A 17,282-nucleotide genomic window follows, 5' to 3' on the forward strand; every position below is an offset into this window, starting at 1 on the left:
GCTGCGCGGGATGCGGTAAGCCGGACTTGATGGGATAAAACGGGCGGATTGTGGTCGGGTTCGACCACAATTGGCCAACCGGGGCGGAAGTGCCACGGGGATATACGCGGAAGCGTGAGGCAGGAAGGCGAATATGGCAAAGCTGAAGGTCGACGGCAAAGAGATCGAGGTTCCGGATCATTTCACGCTGCTGCAGGCGTGCGAGGAAGCCGGCGCTGAAGTTCCGCGCTTTTGTTTCCACGAACGGCTGTCGGTCGCCGGCAATTGCCGCATGTGCCTTGTCGAGGTGAAGGGCGGCCCGCCAAAGCCGGCAGCATCCTGCGCCATGGGCGTGCGCGATATCCGTGGCGGCCCGAACGGTGAACTGGCTGAAGTCTTCACCAACACGCCGATGGTCAAAAAGGCCCGCGAAGGCGTGATGGAATTCCTGCTGATCAACCATCCGCTGGATTGCCCGATCTGCGACCAGGGCGGCGAATGCGACCTGCAGGACCAGGCCATGGCCTTCGGTATCGACAGCTCGCGCTACACGGAAAACAAGCGCGCCGTCGAAGACAAGTATATCGGACCGCTGGTCAAGACCGTGATGAACCGCTGCATCCACTGCACGCGCTGCGTCCGCTTCACCACCGAAGTCGCCGGTATTGCCGAACTCGGCCTGATCGGTCGTGGCGAAGATGCCGAGATCACCACCTATCTCGAGCAGGCGATGACGTCTGAACTCCAGGGCAATGTCGTTGACCTCTGCCCGGTCGGCGCGTTGACCTCGAAGCCCTTCGCCTTCACGGCCCGCCCGTGGGAACTCAACAAGACCGAATCGATTGACGTGATGGACGCGCTCGGCTCTGCGATCCGCGTCGACACGCGTGGCCGCGAAGTCATGCGCATCATGCCGCGCGTCAACGAGGAGATCAACGAAGAGTGGATCTCCGACAAGACCCGCTTCATCTGGGATGGCCTGAAGACCCAGCGTCTCGACCGTCCATACGTGAAGAAGGATGGCCGCCTGCAGGCATCCTCCTGGGCTGAAGCCTTTGCTGCAATCAAGTCCGCTGTTGCTGCCACCTCGGCTGACAAGATAGGTGCCGTCGCCGGTGACCTCGCTTCCGTCGAAGAAATCTTTGCGCTGAAGTCACTCGTCAATGCACTCGGCTCGTCGAATACCGACTGTCGCCAGGATGGGACGGCACTTGATCCGTCGCTCGGCCGCTCGACATACCTGTTTAACGCTGGCATCGAAGGCATTGAATCGGCTGACGCAATTCTCATCGTCGGTGCGAACCCACGCTATGAGGCGGCCGTGCTGAACGCCCGCATCCGCAAGCGCTGGCGCCGCGGCGGTTTGCCGATCGGTGTAATCGGTGAAGGCGGCGAGCTGCGTTACCCCTATGACTATCTCGGCGCCGGGGCTGATACGCTTTCGGATCTCGTATCTGGCAAGAACAACTTTGCCGAGACGCTGAAGGCAGCCAAGAACCCGCTGATTATCGTCGGCCAGGGCGCGTTGACGGGTGCTGACGGCAAGGCTGTTCTTTCCAATGTTGCAAAGCTTGCAGCAGATGTCGGGGCCGTGTCCGAAGAGTGGAACGGCTTCTGCGTCCTGCACACGGCAGCATCCCGCGTTGGCGGTCTTGACCTTGGCTTCGTGCCGGGCGAGGGCGCAGTCGCTGCAGGTGACATGCTGTCGTCGCTTGACGTCGTCTTCCTGCTCGGTGCTGACGAACTGGACTTCTCTGCCAAGACCGCCAAGTGCGTCGTCTATATCGGCAGCCATGGTGACAACGGCGCACATCATGCCGATGTCATCCTGCCGGGTGCGACCTACACCGAAAAGTCGGGTACATGGGTCAACACCGAAGGCCGCGTCCAGGTCGGCAACCGTGCCGGCTTTGCACCAGGCGAAGCGCGTGAAGACTGGGCGATCCTGCGTGCACTCTCCGACGTGCTTGGCCGCAAGCTGCCCTTCGATTCGCTGCCGCAGCTTCGCGCTGCGCTATACGCCGCATACCCGCATTTCGCAGCGATTGACGAGATTGCACCGGGTTCGGCTGGCGATATTGCTGCACTGGCGAAAAAACCGGGTAAGATCGGCAAGTCTCTGTTTGCGTCGCCGGTCAAAGACTTCTATTTGACGAACCCGATCGCACGTGCTTCGGCCGTCATGGCCGAGTGCTCGGCATTGGCCCGCAACAATTTCAAGGCTGCGGCAGAGTAAGGGCAGGGGACCATGGATAATTTCGTTTCCACCTATGTATGGCCTGCGGCCATCATGATCGGGCAGTCGCTGCTGCTGCTCGTCTGCCTGCTGGTGTTCATCGCTTACATCCTGTTGGCAGACCGCAAGATCTGGGCAGCTGTCCAGCTGCGCCGCGGCCCGAATGTCGTCGGTCCCTGGGGTCTGTTCCAGTCCTTCGCCGACCTGTTGAAGTTTGTCTTCAAGGAGCCGGTCATCCCGGCTGGCGCCAACAAGGGCGTCTTCCTTCTGGCGCCGCTCGTCGCCGTGACTTTGGCGCTTGCGACCTGGGCCGTCATTCCGCTGAATGCAGGTTGGGTGATCGCCAATATCAATGTCGGCATTCTCTTCGTCTTTGCCGTCTCGTCGCTCGAAGTCTACGGCATCATCATGGGCGGCTGGGCTTCGAACTCGAAGTACCCGTTCCTCGGTGCGCTGCGTTCCGCAGCCCAGATGGTGTCCTACGAAGTCTCGATGGGTTTCGTGATCGTCACCGTTCTGCTCTGTGTGGGGTCGCTGAACCTCACCGACATCGTGGTTGCCCAGAACAATGGCCTCGGCACGATGATGGGCCTTCCGGCCTCCTTCCTCGACTGGCACTGGCTGGCGCTCTTCCCGATGTTCGTGATCTTCTTCATCTCGGCATTGGCAGAGACCAACCGTCCGCCCTTCGACCTTCCGGAAGCCGAATCCGAACTCGTTGCCGGCTTCATGGTCGAATACGGCTCGACGCCCTACATGATGTTCATGCTTGGCGAATATGCGGCCATCGTCCTCATGTGCTCGCTGACCACGATCCTCTTCCTCGGAGGGTGGTTGCCACCGGTCGATATCGCGATCCTGAACTGGGTCCCGGGTATCATCTGGTTCGTTCTCAAGGCGGGCCTGGTCTTCTTCATGTTCGCCATGGTGAAGGCATTCGTTCCACGCTACCGTTATGACCAGTTGATGCGTCTCGGCTGGAAGGTCTTCCTTCCGATCTCGCTCGCCATGGTCATCATCACCGCATTCGTGCTGAAGCTGATGGGTTGGGCGTGATGCCCTCCCGGAAGTTTCGGTGATTTGGAGAATAAGATGGCGATTGCACAGGCTATCAATTCACTCTTCCTGAAGGAGTTCGTCGGCGCCTTCTTCCTGTCGATGCGTTACTTCTTCAAGCAGAAGGCGACGATCAACTATCCGTTCGAAAAGGGCCCGGTTTCGCCGCGTTTCCGCGGCGAGCATGCGCTGCGCCGCTATCCGAACGGCGAAGAGCGCTGCATCGCCTGCAAGCTCTGCGAGGCGATCTGTCCTGCCCAAGCCATCACCATCGAGGCCGGTCCGCGCCGCAACGACGGCACCCGCCGCACGGTCCGTTACGACATCGACATGGTGAAGTGCATCTATTGCGGCTTCTGCCAGGAAGCTTGCCCGGTTGACGCGATCGTCGAAGGTCCGAACTTCGAGTTCGCGACCGAGACCCGCGAAGAACTCTATTTCGACAAGGCGCGGTTGCTGGACAATGGCGACCGCTGGGAACGCGAAATCGCACGCAACATTGCGATGGACGCTCCTTACCGCTGATCCCTCGGGATCGTTTCCGCTTCAGCGAGGCGTAATGCCTCGCCGCAGCATCTGTATTCGTAAACGGCATGTCGGTGGGGATACCGCCATGCCTTATCGGGCGACGGGGCAGGGCCCTCGTCCGGGGGAAGATGAAAAGGCACCAACATGGGTCTTCAGGCTCTCTTTTTCTATCTCTTCGCCTTTGTCGCAGTGGCTTCGGCCTTCATGGTGATATCGGCTCGGAACCCGGTCCATTCGGTCCTGTTCCTCATTCTGACCTTCATCAATGCGGCTGGTCTTCTGCTCCTCACGGGTGCTGAATTCCTGGCGATGATCCTTCTCGTTGTCTATGTCGGCGCGGTTGCGGTTCTCTTCCTCTTCGTCGTGATGATGCTCGACATCGACTTTACCGAGCTTCGCGCAGGGGCTGCGAAATATGCACCGATCGGCGCACTGATCGGTTTGATCGTGGCGGTCGAACTGATTGTCGTCATCGGCGGCAGCGCGATCAGCCCTGAAGCGAAGAGCGCCATCACGCAGCCGATCCCGGCGGTTGCCGAGCGTCAGAATACGCAGGCCCTCGGTGACGTGCTCTACACGGACTACGTCTTCTTCTTCCAGATCGCGGGCCTCGTCCTGTTCGTCGCCATGATTGGCGCGATCGTGCTGACGCTGCGCCATCGCACCAATATCAAGCGCCAGGACATCTCCGCCCAGGTCGCCCGCACGCCGGAAACTGCCGTCAAGGTGGTCAAGGTCAAGCCGGGCCAGGGCGTCTGAGCCGAGCACGAGGTCAAGGAACGTATATTATGGAAATCGGTCTTTCCCACTACCTGACGGTCAGTGCCATGCTCTTTACCCTGGGCGTCTTTGGCATCTTCCTGAACCGCAAGAACGTCATCGTCATTCTGATGTCGGTTGAGCTCATCCTTTTGGCCGTGAACATAAACATGGTCGCCTTCTCGACCTTCCTCGGCGACCTCGTCGGTCAGGTCTTTGCGCTGTTCATCCTGACGGTGGCAGCGGCGGAAGCGGCTATCGGCCTTGCGATCCTCGTGGTCTTCTATCGTAATCGCGGCTCGATCGCCGTCGAAGACGTCAACGTGATGAAGGGCTGACACGGCTATGCTGATCTACAAGGCTATCGTCTTTCTCCCGCTGATCGGTTTCCTGATTGCTGGCCTGTTCGGCCGCCAGATCGGCGCCAAGGCGTCGGAATATGTCACAACCGGTCTGATGGTCGTGGTCGCGGTCCTGTCCTGGATCGTCTTCTTCCAGGTCGCCATGGCGCATGAAGCCCATGAGATGATCAAGGTCCCGGTCCTGCGCTGGATCCAATCCGGCGGCATCGACGTCGAATGGGCACTGCGCATCGATACGCTGACGGCAGTTATGCTGGTCGTCGTCAATTCGGTCTCGACCCTCGTCCATCTCTATTCGATCGGCTACATGCATCACGATCCGCATCGGCCGCGCTTCTTTGCCTATCTGTCGCTCTTCACCTTCGCGATGCTCATGCTCGTCACGTCGGACAATCTGCTGCAGATGTTCTTCGGCTGGGAAGGTGTTGGTCTTGCGTCCTACCTGCTGATCGGTTTCTGGTTCAAGAAGCCGTCCGCTTCTGCCGCTGCCATGAAGGCCTTCATTGTCAACCGCGTTGGTGACTTCGGCTTCATCCTCGGCATTTCCGCCCTCTTCGTGATGTTCGGTTCGATCAACTTCGAAACGATTTTCGCATCTGCACAGTCCTACCTGCCAGCCGATCCTTCTGCGGCACCTGAAGTGGTTCTGAACCTTTTCGGCATGCAGCTGGACCGCAGCCACGCGCTGACCGGCGCCTGCCTGCTGCTGTTCATGGGCGCCATGGGCAAGTCGGCGCAGTTCCTGCTGCACACCTGGCTCCCGGACGCCATGGAAGGCCCGACCCCGGTCTCCGCTCTTATCCATGCGGCGACCATGGTCACCGCCGGCGTCTTCCTCGTCGCGCGCATGTCCCCCATCTTTGAACTGTCGCCGGATGCGCTCACGGTGGTCACCGTTGTCGGTGCCATCACCGCCTTCTTTGCGGCAACCGTCGGTCTGGTGCAGAACGACATCAAGCGCGTCATCGCCTATTCGACCTGCTCGCAGCTCGGCTACATGTTCGTGGCGCTCGGCGTCGGTGCTTATGGTGCGGCCGTCTTCCACCTCTTCACACACGCCTTCTTCAAGGCGCTCCTGTTCCTTTGCGCCGGCTCGGTCATCCATGCGGTCGACGGTGAACAGGACATGCGCTACATGGGCGGCCTGCGCCCGCACATCAAGTGGACCTTCCGCATGATGCTGCTCGGCACGCTCGCCATTACCGGCGTCGGCATTCCGTTCACGTCCGTCGGCTTTGCCGGCTTCTTCTCAAAGGACGTGATCATCGAAGCGACATTCGCCTCGCATTCGGCTGTTTCAGGTTTCGCCTTCACGCTGCTGGTAATCGCTGCTCTGTTCACGAGCTTCTATTCCTGGCGCCTGATGTTCCTGACCTTCTTCGGCAAGCCGCGTGCCTCCGCCGATGTCATGCATCACGTTCATGAATCCCCGATGGTCATGCTGATCCCGCTCTTCATGCTGGCTGTTGGGGCAGTCTTCGCCGGTGTTGTGTTTGAAGGCTATTTCTACGGCCATCACTACGCAGAATTCTGGAAGGGCGCGCTGTTCACCCTGCCAGGGAACGAGCTGCTCGAAGAGTTCCATCACGTTCCGGCCTGGGTTGCGCTCAGCCCCTTCGTGGCAATGCTCCTCGGTTTTGTCACGGCTTGGTACATGTACATTAAGAACCCGTCGGCGCCGAAGAAGCTCGCTGAACAGCAGTGGATGCTCTACCAGTTCCTGCTCAACAAGTGGTACTTCGACGAGCTCTATGACTTCCTCTTCGTTCGTTCGTCCAAGGCCCTCGGCCGCTTCCTGTGGAAGAAGTCGGACGTCGCCGTCATCGACGCCTATGGTCCGAATGGCGTTGCCGCCGCCGTGGGCGGTCTAACACAGAAGGTTGTCCGCCTGCAGTCGGGTTACCTCTATCACTATGCCTTCGCGATGCTGATCGGCATTGCGGCCCTCGTTACCTGGATGATGCTCGGGAGCTCCCTCTGATGACCGATTGGCCCATTCTCTCGACGGTCACCTTCCTTCCTCTGGTCGGCGTGGCTCTGCTCCTGCTGACCCGTGGTGACACCTCTCTTGGCCGCCGCAACATCCTGAATGTCTCGCTGATGACGACGGTCTTTACCTTTGTCGTCTCGCTCTTCATCTGGATCAATTTCGACAATTCCAATGTCGGCTTCCAGATGGTTGAGAAGCACAGCTGGCTCGGCACCGGAATTTCCTATCACGTCGGTGTCGACGGCATTTCCATGCTGTTCGTCATTCTGACGACCCTTCTCATGCCCTTCTGCATTCTCGCGAGCTGGACCTCGGTTGAGAAGCGCCTGAAGGAATACATGATCGCCTTCCTGGTCCTCGAAACACTGATGATCGGCGTCTTCGTGTCGCTCGATATCGTGCTTTTCTACGTATTCTTCGAGGCGGGCCTCATTCCGATGTTCATCATCATCGGCGTCTGGGGTGGCAAGGACCGCGTCTACGCGTCCTACAAGTTCTTCCTCTATACGCTGCTCGGCTCCGTCCTGATGCTTCTTGCCATTATGGCGATGTATTGGCAGGCCGGTACCACCGATGTCGTACAGCTTCTGGACTATGATTTCCCGGCGTCGATGCAGACATGGCTGTGGCTCGCCTTTTTCGCGTCCTTTGCGGTGAAGATGCCGATGTGGCCAGTGCATACCTGGCTCCCGGATGCGCACGTACAGGCGCCGACAGCGGGCTCAGTCATTCTGGCCGGGATCATGCTGAAGCTCGGTGGCTATGGCTTCCTGCGCTTCTCGCTGCCAATGTTCCCGCTGGCCTCCGACCTCTTCGCACCGATGGTCTTTGCGCTCTCCGTGATCGCCATCGTCTACACGTCGCTGGTTGCGATGATGCAGGAAGACATCAAGAAGCTGATCGCCTATTCCTCGGTTGCTCATATGGGCTACGTGACCATGGGCATCTTCGCTGCCAACCAGCAGGGTGTTCAGGGCGCGATCTTCCAGATGATCAGCCACGGCTTCGTGTCCGGCGCGCTGTTCCTTTGCGTCGGTGTGATCTACGACCGGCTGCATACCCGCGAGATTGCAGCCTATGGCGGTCTGGTCAATAACATGCCGAAATATGCGGTCGCGTTCATGATCTTCACCATGGCCAATGTCGGTCTTCCCGGCACGTCTGGCTTCATTGGCGAGTTCCTGACACTGATCGGCGTGTTCCGCGTCAACACCTGGGTCGCGCTCATCGCCGCAACGGGTGTGATCCTGTCGGCAGCCTATGCCCTTTGGCTCTATCGCCGCGTCGTCTTCGGTGCGCTCGAGAAGGACAGCCTGAAGGCCTTGCTCGATCTTTCTGCACGCGAAAAGCTCGTGCTCTACCCGCTGGTCGCTCTCACCATCTTCTTCGGCGTCTACCCGGCTCCGATCCTGGATGCCACGGCTGCGTCCGTCGACCATCTGGTGAACAACTACACCGCAGCCTTGCAGGCAGCCCAGTCTCTGGCGCTGATTGCGAACTGACGACAGGATCCTTTGGACATGACCGCTGAAACTCTCATCACTAGTCTGCATCTGGTCACGCCGGAACTGATCCTGGCCGTGGGCGCCATGGTGCTGCTCATGATCGGCGTCTTTTCCGGCAACCGCTCGACCAACCTCGTCACCGGCCTTGCCGTGGCGCTTTTGATCTTCGCGGGCGCCTGGCTCGTCTTTTCGGGCGGCGAGGGCCAAGCCTTCAACGGCGCCTATATCGCCGACGGCTATTCGCGCTTCATGAAGATCCTGGCCCTGACTGGCTCGGTCGTGGCGATGATCATGGCCGTTGGCCATGCTCGTTTCGACCATCTCGACAAGTTCGAATTCCCGGTGCTGCTGGTCCTGGCGACACTCGGCATCATGCTGATGATCTCCGCCAACAACCTGATCACGCTGTACATGTCGCTGGAACTTCAGTCGCTGGCGCTTTACGTCGTCGCAGCGATCAACCGTGACAGCCTGCGCTCGACGGAAGCGGGTCTGAAGTATTTCGTGCTCGGTGCGCTGTCGTCCGGCATGCTGCTCTACGGCATGTCGCTGGTCTACGGCTTCACCGGCAATACCGGCTTCGAGCAGATCTCCGCTGTTCTCTCGCAGGGCGAACCTTCGCTCGGCCTGATCTTCGGTCTGGTCTTCGTCCTCGCCGGTTTGGCATTCAAGATCTCGGCCGTCCCATTCCACATGTGGACGCCTGATGTCTACGAAGGTGCTCCCACCCCGGTGACTGCCTTCCTGGCTGCGGCTCCCAAGATTGGCGCCATGGCGATCATGGTCCGTGTTGTGATCGACGCCTTCATGCCGATCTTTGCCGAATGGCAGCAGATCATCGTGTTCATCTCGATCGCTTCCATGGTTCTCGGCTCAGTGGCCGCGATCGGTCAGCGCAACATTAAGCGCCTGATGGCCTATTCCTCGATCGGTCACATGGGTTACGCCTTGGTCGGTCTTGCCTCGGGCAGCGAAACCGGCATCTCGGGCGTCCTTCTGTACATGATGATCTATCTGATCATGACGCTCGGCTCCTTCGCTTGCATCATGGCGATGCGTCGCAAAGAAGGCGGCAATGTCGAGAACATCGACGATCTCGCTGGCCTCTCGACGACGCGCCCGTTCATGGCGTTTGTCCTCACGGCACTGATGTTCTCGCTGGCAGGTATCCCGCCACTCGCAGGCTTCTTCGCCAAGTACTTCGTCTTTGTCGCAGCCATCGAGGCCAAGCTGTACGCGCTCGCTATCATCGGCGTCGTCGCGTCGGTTATCGGTGCCTTCTATTACCTGCGGGTGGTAAAGGTCATGTGGTTCGACGAACCGAAGGGCGAGTTTGCCCGCACGGCCATCGAGCTGCGCCTTGTCTTTGGCCTGTCGGGTCTCTTCGTCCTCGGCTATATCTTCTTCGGCGGCCCGCTTGGCACAGCCGCAGAAGCGGCTGCAAAGACGCTGTTTAATTGACCAGCCTTTCGCACACGCGCCGGATATCGATTGACGATTTCCGGCACGAGGCCCTCGACGAAGTCTCGTCCACCAATACGGAAGCATTCGCCCGCGCTCGCGCGGGCGAAGCTGGTTTTCTCTGGATCACGGCTGAACGCCAGTCCGGCGGCCGCGGTCGGCGCGGTCGCGAATGGGTTTCCGAGCGCGGAAACCTTTATTCCTCCCTTCTTCTGATTGATCCGTCGACGCAGGAACAACTCGCTTCCTTGCCTCTCGCCGTGGCGCTGGCCGTGCGGGCCGCGATTGCCAAAGTCATGCCACCAGGCGGCGAACCGGTTGAGATCAAGTGGCCGAACGATGTGATGATCGGGCGCCGCAAAACCTCCGGCATTCTTCTCGAGGCCGAGCGTTTGCTGGACGGCAAGCTGGCGCTCGTGATTGGTATTGGCATCAATATTCGCGAGAGGCCGGATCTCGCGCTCTATCCCGTCACCTCGCTCGTAGATCAGGGCGTATCGATCGGACCGCAGGAACTTTTCGCCCATCTCTATGTCGAGATGGCGGAAATTCTAAGCGTATGGGATCAGGGCCGAGGGATCGCCGAGATCGTTCGGCGCTGGCGCAGTGTCGCTTGTGGTATGGGTGAGAAAATTACGGTGAACCTGCCGGATCGCTCGATTTCCGGTATCTTTTCCGGAATCGATGATAAGGGACTTTTATTGCTCGACCGCGGCGCGGATGGAATTCTGTCGGTTGCCGCTGGTGATGTGTTTTTCGGGTAGGACTGGAACGGAAAGAAGAATGACCAAGAACGACGAACTGGTTTTCCTGCCGCTGGGCGGCGTGGGCGAAATCGGCATGAACCTCGCACTGTACGGTTACGGTCCGCCGTCAAACCGCCAGTGGATCATGGTCGATTGCGGCGTGACCTTTGCCGGTCCCGACCTGCCGGGCGTCGATCTCGTGCTTCCCGATATCCGTTTTATCAAGGCGCAGAAGAAGAACCTCAAAGGTATCATCATCACCCATGCGCATGAGGATCACTACGGCGCATTGAACGATCTCTGGCCGGGGCTCAACGTGCCAGTCTATGCATCCGGCTTTACTGCCGGCATGCTGGAGGCCAAGCGTGCCTATGAAGGGTCTCGCGCGGAAATCCCGATCACGCCTTTCAAACAGGGCGACCGGATCAATGTCGGTCCTTTCGAAATTGAAGCGATTGGCGTTAACCACTCGATCCCGGAACCGATGTCGCTGGTCATCCGCACGCCGCTCGGCAATGTCGTCCATACCGGCGACTGGAAGATTGACCATAATCCGTCACTTGGGCCGATGACCGATGAGGCGCGTTTCCGCGCCGTCGGCGACGAGGGCGTTTTGGCCCTTCTCTGCGATTCGACCAATGCCATGCGTGACGGTGTCTCTCCGTCTGAAGAGGAGGTCTCTGAAGGTCTGCGCAAGATCATCGAGGCTGCGGAAGGTCGTGTTGCGATCACCACTTTCTCGTCGAATGTCGGCCGCATCCGCTCGATCGCCCAGGCGGCGGAAGCCGCCGGTCGCGAAGTGTTGCTGCTTGGCAGTTCGCTGAAGCGTGTAACGGCAGTGGCTTATGATATCGGCATCATGGAAGGTATCCAGCCCTTCATCGCCGAGGATGAGTATGGCTATATCCCGCGTGACAAAGTCGTCGTCATTCTCACCGGCAGCCAAGGCGAGCCCCGTGCCGCGCTCGCCAAGCTCTCGCGCGACGAGATGCGCAATGTGGCACTTGCCGCCGGCGATACCGTGGTCTTTTCCTCACGCGCTATTCCGGGCAATGAGAAGGCGATCCTCGACATCAAGAATGGCTTGATTGAGCAGGGCGTGCATATCGTGACGGACAGCGATGCCCTCGTGCATGTGTCCGGCCATCCGCGCCGCAACGAGCTGCTGAAGATGTATGAGTGGACGCGTCCGCAGATCCTGGTGCCAGTCCATGGCGAAGCCGCGCACCTGGTTGCGCAGCGGGAACTCGGCCTTCAGGCCGGTATCGGTCAGGTGCCGAGTGTACGCAACGGCGATGTCCTGCGTCTGGCCCCAGGTCCTGCCGAAGTCATCGACGAAGCACCCTTCGGCCGGGTGTACAAGGACGGCCGCTTGGTCGGCTCGATGGATGAGATGGGGATCTCGGACCGCAAGAAGCTGTCCTATGTCGGCCATGTCGCCGTCAGCGTTCTCCTCGACAGCCGCTTCGATTTCATCGGAGACCCGGATGTGGTTGCCTTTGGTCTTCCGGAACTGGACCATGAAGGCGAATTGATGGAAGACACGCTTTATGATGCGGTGCTTGGCGCCGTGGAAAGCATTCCGCGCAGCCGCCGCAAGGAACTGGAAACGGTTCGCGAATCCATCCGCCGCTCGGTCCGCTCCGCCGCCAACGAGGCCTGGGGCAAGAAGCCGATCGTGACGGTGTTCCTGACCAAAGTCTGAGGGACTGATAAGGCGGGCCGAGACTAAGGTGCTGCGCGCACGATGCGGCGCGCAGATGCCAGTCTGGCACCCTTGGTCGCACTCGCTGCTCTCACCTGAGGAGGACATGATGCTTGGTCGCGTCAATCATATCGCCATTGCCGTTCCGGATCTTGCTGCAGCAACAGCATCCTATCGCGACACGCTTGGCGCGCGTGTTTCGCAGGCAGAAGCTCTGCCGGAGCATGGCGTGACCGTGGTTTTCGTCGAGCTTGAAAACACAAAGGTCGAGCTTCTCGAGCCGCTCGGTTCCGATTCCCCGATTGCTGCCTTCCTGGCCAAGAACCCAGCCGGGGGAATGCATCATATCTGCTATGAGGTCGCTGATATCGTCGCAGCGCGCGAGGACCTGGTACGGTCTGGTGCCCGAGTGCTCGGCTCCGGCGAGCCGAAGATCGGCGCGCATGGCAAGCCCGTGCTGTTTCTGCATCCCAAGGATTTCTTCGGCACTCTGATCGAGCTTGAGCAGGTCTGATCAATTACTCATTGCCAGAATTTGTCGCGTGGGCAAGCCGGTTCCTGCCATGCGACGCTTTGGTCTTTGAGCTTCGAGCATCGCGGTATTATAGAAGAGCTGCGCCGGATCGCCCGATGGGATCGGCATGGATCGGCATAAGGAGTTGAAGATGGCGATTATCTCCGCCTTTGCAGTATATTTCGTCATCTGGTGGCTGACGCTTTTTGCGGTCCTGCCGATCGGCCTCAGAACCCAGGCGGAAGACCAGAGCGTCACACCTGGGACGGTCGCAAGCGCTCCCAGTCGTTTTCGCGGTGGCCGGATTTTCTTGCTGACCACGTTGGTATCGGCTCTGATCTACGGTGCATGGATCGCGGGGGAGGCCGTTTTCGGCTTCAGCATGAAAGACCTGCCGGTCATCATTCCCGCTATTAAATAAGTGCGGAAGCGGCGGGCAGTGCCCGCCGAATTCTTTTGACGAGCTTGCCCGTCACCAGGGCAAAAAAAAACAAGGTCGCGAGACCTTGTTCTAATATTCGCGTGATCCTTCACCACTTAAGGGGCTGCGACGAGGCGCGCCAAAGATCTGATCCTCCCAAGACTTGACCGCGAGTATGACAAGAATTTGTTCTTCCTGCCTGTTTTATGGGCTGAACCTAGCCCAAACATTTACCGTTGTCACTACCCAATCATGCAGATTTGTTACACTTGGACGAAAAAAGTGTTGATGGAAAATTTGTCGCAAGAAAGTCATCAAAACGACGTCTCCGACGCGTTGAGACATGTCTAAGCGCCGGCGGCGCACCCTTGCGCTGCGCTTCTGTGGGTGACGATCGCTTGATCCGCTTGCGGGTTTTCTTCTGCGACCCGAACGGCTATGAACGCTTTCTGTTAACCCGTTTCAATCGCTGATTCCGCCTGGTTGCGGCATCCAAAACCGTCTGGAAGTCTTTATGCGTCTGTCGCGCTTCTTCATGCCGATCCTGAAGGAAAACCCGAAGGAAGCTGAAATCGTTTCTCACCGCCTGATGCTGCGCACGGGCATGATCCGCCAGCAGAGCCAGGGCATCTATTCCTGGCTGCCGCTTGGCAAGCGCGTGCTCGACAAGGTGAACGCGATCATCCGGGAAGAGCAGAACCGCGCTGGCGCCATCGAGCTCTCCATGCCGACGTTGCAGTCGGCTGAGCTCTGGCAGGAAAGCGGTCGTTACGAGGATTACGGCAAGGAAATGCTGCGGATTCGCGACCGGCAAGACCGGCCGATGCTCTACGGTCCGACCAATGAGGAGATGATCACTGACATCTTCCGTTCCTCCGTGAAATCCTACAAGAGCCTGCCGCTCAACCTCTATCACATCCAGCTGAAGTTCCGTGACGAGATCCGTCCGCGCTTCGGCACGATGCGCTCGCGCGAGTTCCTGATGAAGGATGCTTATTCGTTCGACCTGACCCAGGCCGACGCGATCCATTCCTACAACAAGATGTTCGTCGCTTACCTGCGCACCTTCGATCGCCTCGGACTGCGCGCTATCCCCATGCGCGCCGACACCGGTCCGATCGGTGGCAATCACAGCCACGAATTCATTATTCTCGCTGATACCGGCGAATCCGAAGTTTTCTGCCACAAGAGCTTCGTTGATTTTGACATTCCGGCGGTTGATACCGATTTCGACAGTGTCGAGGGCCTGCAGGCGATCTTCGATAAATGGACCTCGGTCTATGCGGCCACATCCGAAATGCACGACGCGGCCGCATTCGATTCCATCGGCGAAGGCGAACGTCTGTCTGCCCGCGGGATCGAAGTCGGTCACATCTTCTATTTCGGCACAAAATATTCCGAGCCGATGGGTGCCAAGGTGCAAGGTCCGGACGGCAAGGAACACCTGGTCCATATGGGCTCCTACGGGATCGGACCGACACGCCTCGTTCCGGCCATCATCGAAGCCTCACATGACGAGAACGGTATCATCTGGCCGGCGTCCGTCGCGCCATTCGATGCGGTTGTGATCAACATGAAGGCGGGCGATCAGGCCTGCGACAGCACCTGCGAGCGCCTCTACGCAGCCTTGCAGAACGCTGGCAAGGACGTGCTTTACGATGACACCGACGATCGCGCCGGCACCAAGTTCGCAACAGCCGACCTGATCGGTGTTCCGGTCCAGGTGATCGCGGGCCCGCGTGCTGTCGCTGCCGGCGAAGTCGAGCTCAAGGACCGGAAGACAGGTGCCCGCGAGACGCTGACGATCGAAGCTGCGATCAATAAGCTGACCGCCTGATAGCGAGTAGCAAGGAGTGACAATGGCGAGCCAAGCCGCTGGCAACGAGACGGCAGGGTCTGGGAAAGCCGGCACTGCACGAGCCTTTTCCGGCTTCGAACGCATGGTGGCGTGGCGCTACCTGCGTGCCCGCCGCAAGGAGGCCTTCATCTCGGTGATCGCCGGCTTTTCCTTCATTGGGATCATGTTGGGCGTTGCGACCCTGATCATCGTCATGGCGGTGATGAACGGTTTTCGCACCGAGCTCGTCTCCCGCATTCTCGGGATCAACGGCCACATGATCGTTCAGGCGATCGATCAGCCGCTCAGCGATTATGCGGGCCTTGCGGAGCGTATGAGTGCAGTGCCAGGAGTAACGATGGCGCTGCCTCTGGTCGAAGGCCAGACGCTGGCTTCGGGTCGCGAGGGCGCGGGTACCGGTGCGCTTGTGCGGGGCATTCGCCCGGACGACCTGACGAAGCTTGCCACCGTATCGAGCAATATTCGCCAGGGCGACATGGTTGGATTTGCTGCGGGGCAGGGAGTTCTGGTCGGTTCGCGCATGGCGGCCCAACTGGGCCTGTCTGCCGGCGATACGATCACACTTGTTTCGCCAGAGGGCGACGTGACACCGCTTGGCGTCAATCCGCGAGTCAAGTCCTATCCGGTCTCGGGCATTTTCGAGATCGGCATGTCGGAATACGATGCCTCGATCATCTATATGCCGCTCGAAGAGGCGCAGCTCTATTTCAACGTTGAGGGCATCGTTCAGTCGATCGAGCTCTTCATCCAGGATCCGGATGCCGTCGATACGCTGCGCCCGCTGATCGAGCAGGCGGCGGGACGGCAGATCTTCATCACGGACTGGCGCCAGCGCAATCAGACCTTCTTCTCCGCCCTGCAGGTTGAGCGGAACGTGATGTTCATGATCCTGACGCTGATCGTGCTTGTTGCTGCCCTCAACATTATTTCCGGCCTGATCATGCTGGTGAAGGACAAGTCGAGCGACATCGCCATCCTGCGCACCATGGGCGCGAGTTCCAGCGCTATCATGCGCATCTTCTTCATGACGGGTGCTGCGATCGGAACGGCAGGCACTTTTGCCGGCGTTCTGCTCGGTGTGCTCGTCTGTCTCAACATTGAGTCGATCCGCCAGTTCTTTTCCTGGGTCTCGGGCACTGTTCTCTTTGATCCGGAGCTGTATTTTCTCAGTCAGTTGCCGGCCGACATGAATGCGAGCGAGACCGTATCCGTCGTCATCATGGCGCTCGGCCTGTCCTTCCTGGCGACGATCTTCCCGGCCTGGCGCGCGTCAAAGCTCGATCCGGTCCAGGCCCTGCGTTACGAATGAGGATGCCGATTCCGATGGCCAATGACATCGTACTATCGCTGACCGGCATCGACCGCCATTATGGCCAGGGCGAGACGGTTCTTTCGATCCTGAAGAGTGCCGACTTTACCCTGCGCACCGGCGAAACCGTGGCACTCGTTGCGCCTTCGGGCACGGGCAAGTCGACGCTGCTGCATGTTGCCGGATTGCTCGAACATCCAGACGCTGGCGAAGTCGTAATCGGCGGTGTCTCTTGCCAGGATCTCGGCGACGAGGCGCGCACGGCCATCCGCCGCAATTCGATCGGTTTCGTCTATCAGTTTCATCATCTGCTGCCGGAATTCTCGGCACTGGAAAACGTCATGATGCCGCAACTGATTGCTGGTCTGCCCAAGGCCGATGCGGCGGAGCGGGCGCAGCAATTGCTTGATTACATGCGGGTAGGCCACAGGGCGGACCATCGCCCGGCCGAGCTGTCTGGCGGTGAGCAGCAGCGTGTCGCGATTGCCCGCGCGGTTGCCAATGCGCCGCTTGTCCTCTTTGCTGATGAGCCGACCGGCAACCTCGACCCGGAAACGGCAAGTTATGTCTTTTCGGCGCTGGAAGCGCTTGTTCGGCAATCTGGTCTCTCAGCCATGATAGCAACGCACAACCACGAGATCGCGCAGCGCATGGATCGCTGCGTCACCCTCATCGACGGAAAAGTCGTCGAAATCTCGATCTGAACTTCGACACATCGCTGCCTTCATTATGGCACGTGGGATTTTGTTCCCGCGTGTCCACGCGCTTTTTTAGGTTGACAATAGAACAATAAGGGAACAAAATAAAAACATAAACAGACGGGAGCCAGACATGACCGAATTGCTTCGTGACG

15 protein-coding genes are annotated in these 17,282 nt (G+C 59.2%); all 15 read left to right on the forward strand.

What is annotated here, in order from left to right; translation table 11 throughout:
* Nucleotides 1–133 precede the first annotated feature (133 nt).
* The 15 genes from nuoG to ACSV9I_RS20675 all read left to right on the forward strand — a co-directional run bounded on the left by nuoG (nucleotide 134) and on the right by ACSV9I_RS20675 (nucleotide 17,133).
* Nucleotides 134–2,215, forward strand: coding sequence for an NADH-quinone oxidoreductase subunit NuoG (nuoG, locus tag ACSV9I_RS20605; protein WP_438330630.1), 2,082 nt, complete (start codon nucleotides 134–136; stop codon nucleotides 2,213–2,215).
* Between the two features lie 12 nt (nucleotides 2,216–2,227).
* Nucleotides 2,228–3,271 (forward strand): NADH-quinone oxidoreductase subunit NuoH, encoded by a 1,044-nt coding sequence (gene nuoH, locus ACSV9I_RS20610; protein ID WP_054159037.1) that lies wholly within the window; start codon nucleotides 2,228–2,230, stop codon nucleotides 3,269–3,271.
* A gap of 36 nt (nucleotides 3,272–3,307) precedes the next feature.
* Nucleotides 3,308–3,796 (forward strand): NADH-quinone oxidoreductase subunit NuoI, encoded by a 489-nt coding sequence (gene nuoI, locus ACSV9I_RS20615; protein WP_054159036.1) that lies wholly within the window; start codon nucleotides 3,308–3,310, stop codon nucleotides 3,794–3,796.
* A 147-nt stretch (nucleotides 3,797–3,943) separates the two neighbouring features.
* Nucleotides 3,944–4,558, forward strand: coding sequence for an NADH-quinone oxidoreductase subunit J (locus tag ACSV9I_RS20620; RefSeq protein WP_438330631.1), 615 nt, complete (start codon nucleotides 3,944–3,946; stop codon nucleotides 4,556–4,558).
* Nucleotides 4,559–4,587: 29 nt separating this feature from the next.
* Nucleotides 4,588–4,896 carry an NADH-quinone oxidoreductase subunit NuoK gene (gene nuoK, locus ACSV9I_RS20625; RefSeq protein ID WP_438330632.1) on the forward strand — a complete coding sequence of 103 codons (309 nt, stop codon included), beginning with the start codon at nucleotides 4,588–4,590 and terminating at the stop codon, nucleotides 4,894–4,896.
* Nucleotides 4,897–4,903: 7 nt separating this feature from the next.
* A complete protein-coding gene (gene nuoL, locus ACSV9I_RS20630) occupies nucleotides 4,904–6,901 on the forward strand; it encodes an NADH-quinone oxidoreductase subunit L (RefSeq protein ID WP_438330633.1) in 1,998 nt (665 codons plus the stop codon).
* Entirely contained in the window at nucleotides 6,901–8,412 is a 1,512-nt protein-coding gene (locus ACSV9I_RS20635; protein WP_054159032.1) for an NADH-quinone oxidoreductase subunit M, read from the forward strand. Before nuoL ends, ACSV9I_RS20635 begins: the two co-directional genes overlap by 1 nt.
* An 18-nt stretch (nucleotides 8,413–8,430) precedes the next feature.
* Entirely contained in the window at nucleotides 8,431–9,876 is a 1,446-nt protein-coding gene (nuoN, locus tag ACSV9I_RS20640) for an NADH-quinone oxidoreductase subunit NuoN (protein WP_438330634.1), read from the forward strand.
* Nucleotides 9,873–10,640: a biotin--[acetyl-CoA-carboxylase] ligase gene (locus tag ACSV9I_RS20645; protein WP_438330635.1), complete on the forward strand. Its 768-nt coding sequence runs from the start codon at nucleotides 9,873–9,875 to the stop codon at nucleotides 10,638–10,640. Before nuoN ends, ACSV9I_RS20645 begins: the two co-directional genes overlap by 4 nt.
* A gap of 19 nt (nucleotides 10,641–10,659) precedes the next feature.
* Nucleotides 10,660–12,327 carry a ribonuclease J gene (locus tag ACSV9I_RS20650; RefSeq protein ID WP_438330636.1) on the forward strand — a complete coding sequence of 556 codons (1,668 nt, stop codon included), beginning with the start codon at nucleotides 10,660–10,662 and terminating at the stop codon, nucleotides 12,325–12,327.
* Nucleotides 12,328–12,436: 109 nt separating this feature from the next.
* The gene (gene mce, locus ACSV9I_RS20655; protein ID WP_438330685.1) at nucleotides 12,437–12,841 is read left to right on the forward strand and encodes a methylmalonyl-CoA epimerase; all 405 of its coding nucleotides are present in this window, start codon (nucleotides 12,437–12,439) and stop codon (nucleotides 12,839–12,841) included.
* A 151-nt stretch (nucleotides 12,842–12,992) separates the two neighbouring features.
* Complete coding sequence (locus ACSV9I_RS20660) at nucleotides 12,993–13,262, forward strand: DUF1467 family protein (protein ID WP_438330637.1); 270 nt, start codon at nucleotides 12,993–12,995, stop codon at nucleotides 13,260–13,262.
* Nucleotides 13,263–13,776: 514 nt separating this feature from the next.
* A complete protein-coding gene (gene proS, locus ACSV9I_RS20665; RefSeq protein WP_438330638.1) occupies nucleotides 13,777–15,099 on the forward strand; it encodes a proline--tRNA ligase in 1,323 nt (440 codons plus the stop codon).
* A 22-nt stretch (nucleotides 15,100–15,121) separates the two neighbouring features.
* Entirely contained in the window at nucleotides 15,122–16,429 is a 1,308-nt protein-coding gene (locus ACSV9I_RS20670) for a lipoprotein-releasing ABC transporter permease subunit (RefSeq protein WP_438330640.1), read from the forward strand.
* Nucleotides 16,430–16,443: 14 nt separating this feature from the next.
* Nucleotides 16,444–17,133 carry an ABC transporter ATP-binding protein gene (locus ACSV9I_RS20675; RefSeq protein WP_438330641.1) on the forward strand — a complete coding sequence of 230 codons (690 nt, stop codon included), beginning with the start codon at nucleotides 16,444–16,446 and terminating at the stop codon, nucleotides 17,131–17,133.
* The last annotated feature ends 149 nt before the right edge of the window (nucleotides 17,134–17,282 follow it).

Source organism: Rhizobium sp. G187, from assembly GCF_051549525.1.
Lineage (GTDB): Bacteria > Pseudomonadota > Alphaproteobacteria > Rhizobiales > Rhizobiaceae > Allorhizobium.

Bases quoted from the DNA above. Each gene is read 5' to 3' on its own strand.
- nuoG (WP_438330630.1), top strand. From the start codon at position 134: ATGGCAAAGCTGAAGGTCGACGGCAAAGAGATCGAGGTTCCGGATCAT.
- nuoH (WP_054159037.1), top strand. From the start codon at position 2,228: ATGGATAATTTCGTTTCCACCTATGTATGGCCTGCGGCCATCATGATC.
- nuoI (WP_054159036.1), top strand. From the start codon at position 3,308: ATGGCGATTGCACAGGCTATCAATTCACTCTTCCTGAAGGAGTTCGTC.
- ACSV9I_RS20620 (WP_438330631.1), top strand. From the start codon at position 3,944: ATGGGTCTTCAGGCTCTCTTTTTCTATCTCTTCGCCTTTGTCGCAGTG.
- nuoK (WP_438330632.1), top strand. From the start codon at position 4,588: ATGGAAATCGGTCTTTCCCACTACCTGACGGTCAGTGCCATGCTCTTT.
- nuoL (WP_438330633.1), top strand. From the start codon at position 4,904: ATGCTGATCTACAAGGCTATCGTCTTTCTCCCGCTGATCGGTTTCCTG.
- ACSV9I_RS20635 (WP_054159032.1), top strand. From the start codon at position 6,901: ATGACCGATTGGCCCATTCTCTCGACGGTCACCTTCCTTCCTCTGGTC.
- nuoN (WP_438330634.1), top strand. From the start codon at position 8,431: ATGACCGCTGAAACTCTCATCACTAGTCTGCATCTGGTCACGCCGGAA.
- ACSV9I_RS20650 (WP_438330636.1), top strand. From the start codon at position 10,660: ATGACCAAGAACGACGAACTGGTTTTCCTGCCGCTGGGCGGCGTGGGC.
- mce (WP_438330685.1), top strand. From the start codon at position 12,437: ATGCTTGGTCGCGTCAATCATATCGCCATTGCCGTTCCGGATCTTGCT.
- ACSV9I_RS20660 (WP_438330637.1), top strand. From the start codon at position 12,993: ATGGCGATTATCTCCGCCTTTGCAGTATATTTCGTCATCTGGTGGCTG.
- proS (WP_438330638.1), top strand. From the start codon at position 13,777: ATGCGTCTGTCGCGCTTCTTCATGCCGATCCTGAAGGAAAACCCGAAG.
- ACSV9I_RS20670 (WP_438330640.1), top strand. From the start codon at position 15,122: ATGGCGAGCCAAGCCGCTGGCAACGAGACGGCAGGGTCTGGGAAAGCC.
- ACSV9I_RS20675 (WP_438330641.1), top strand. From the start codon at position 16,444: ATGGCCAATGACATCGTACTATCGCTGACCGGCATCGACCGCCATTAT.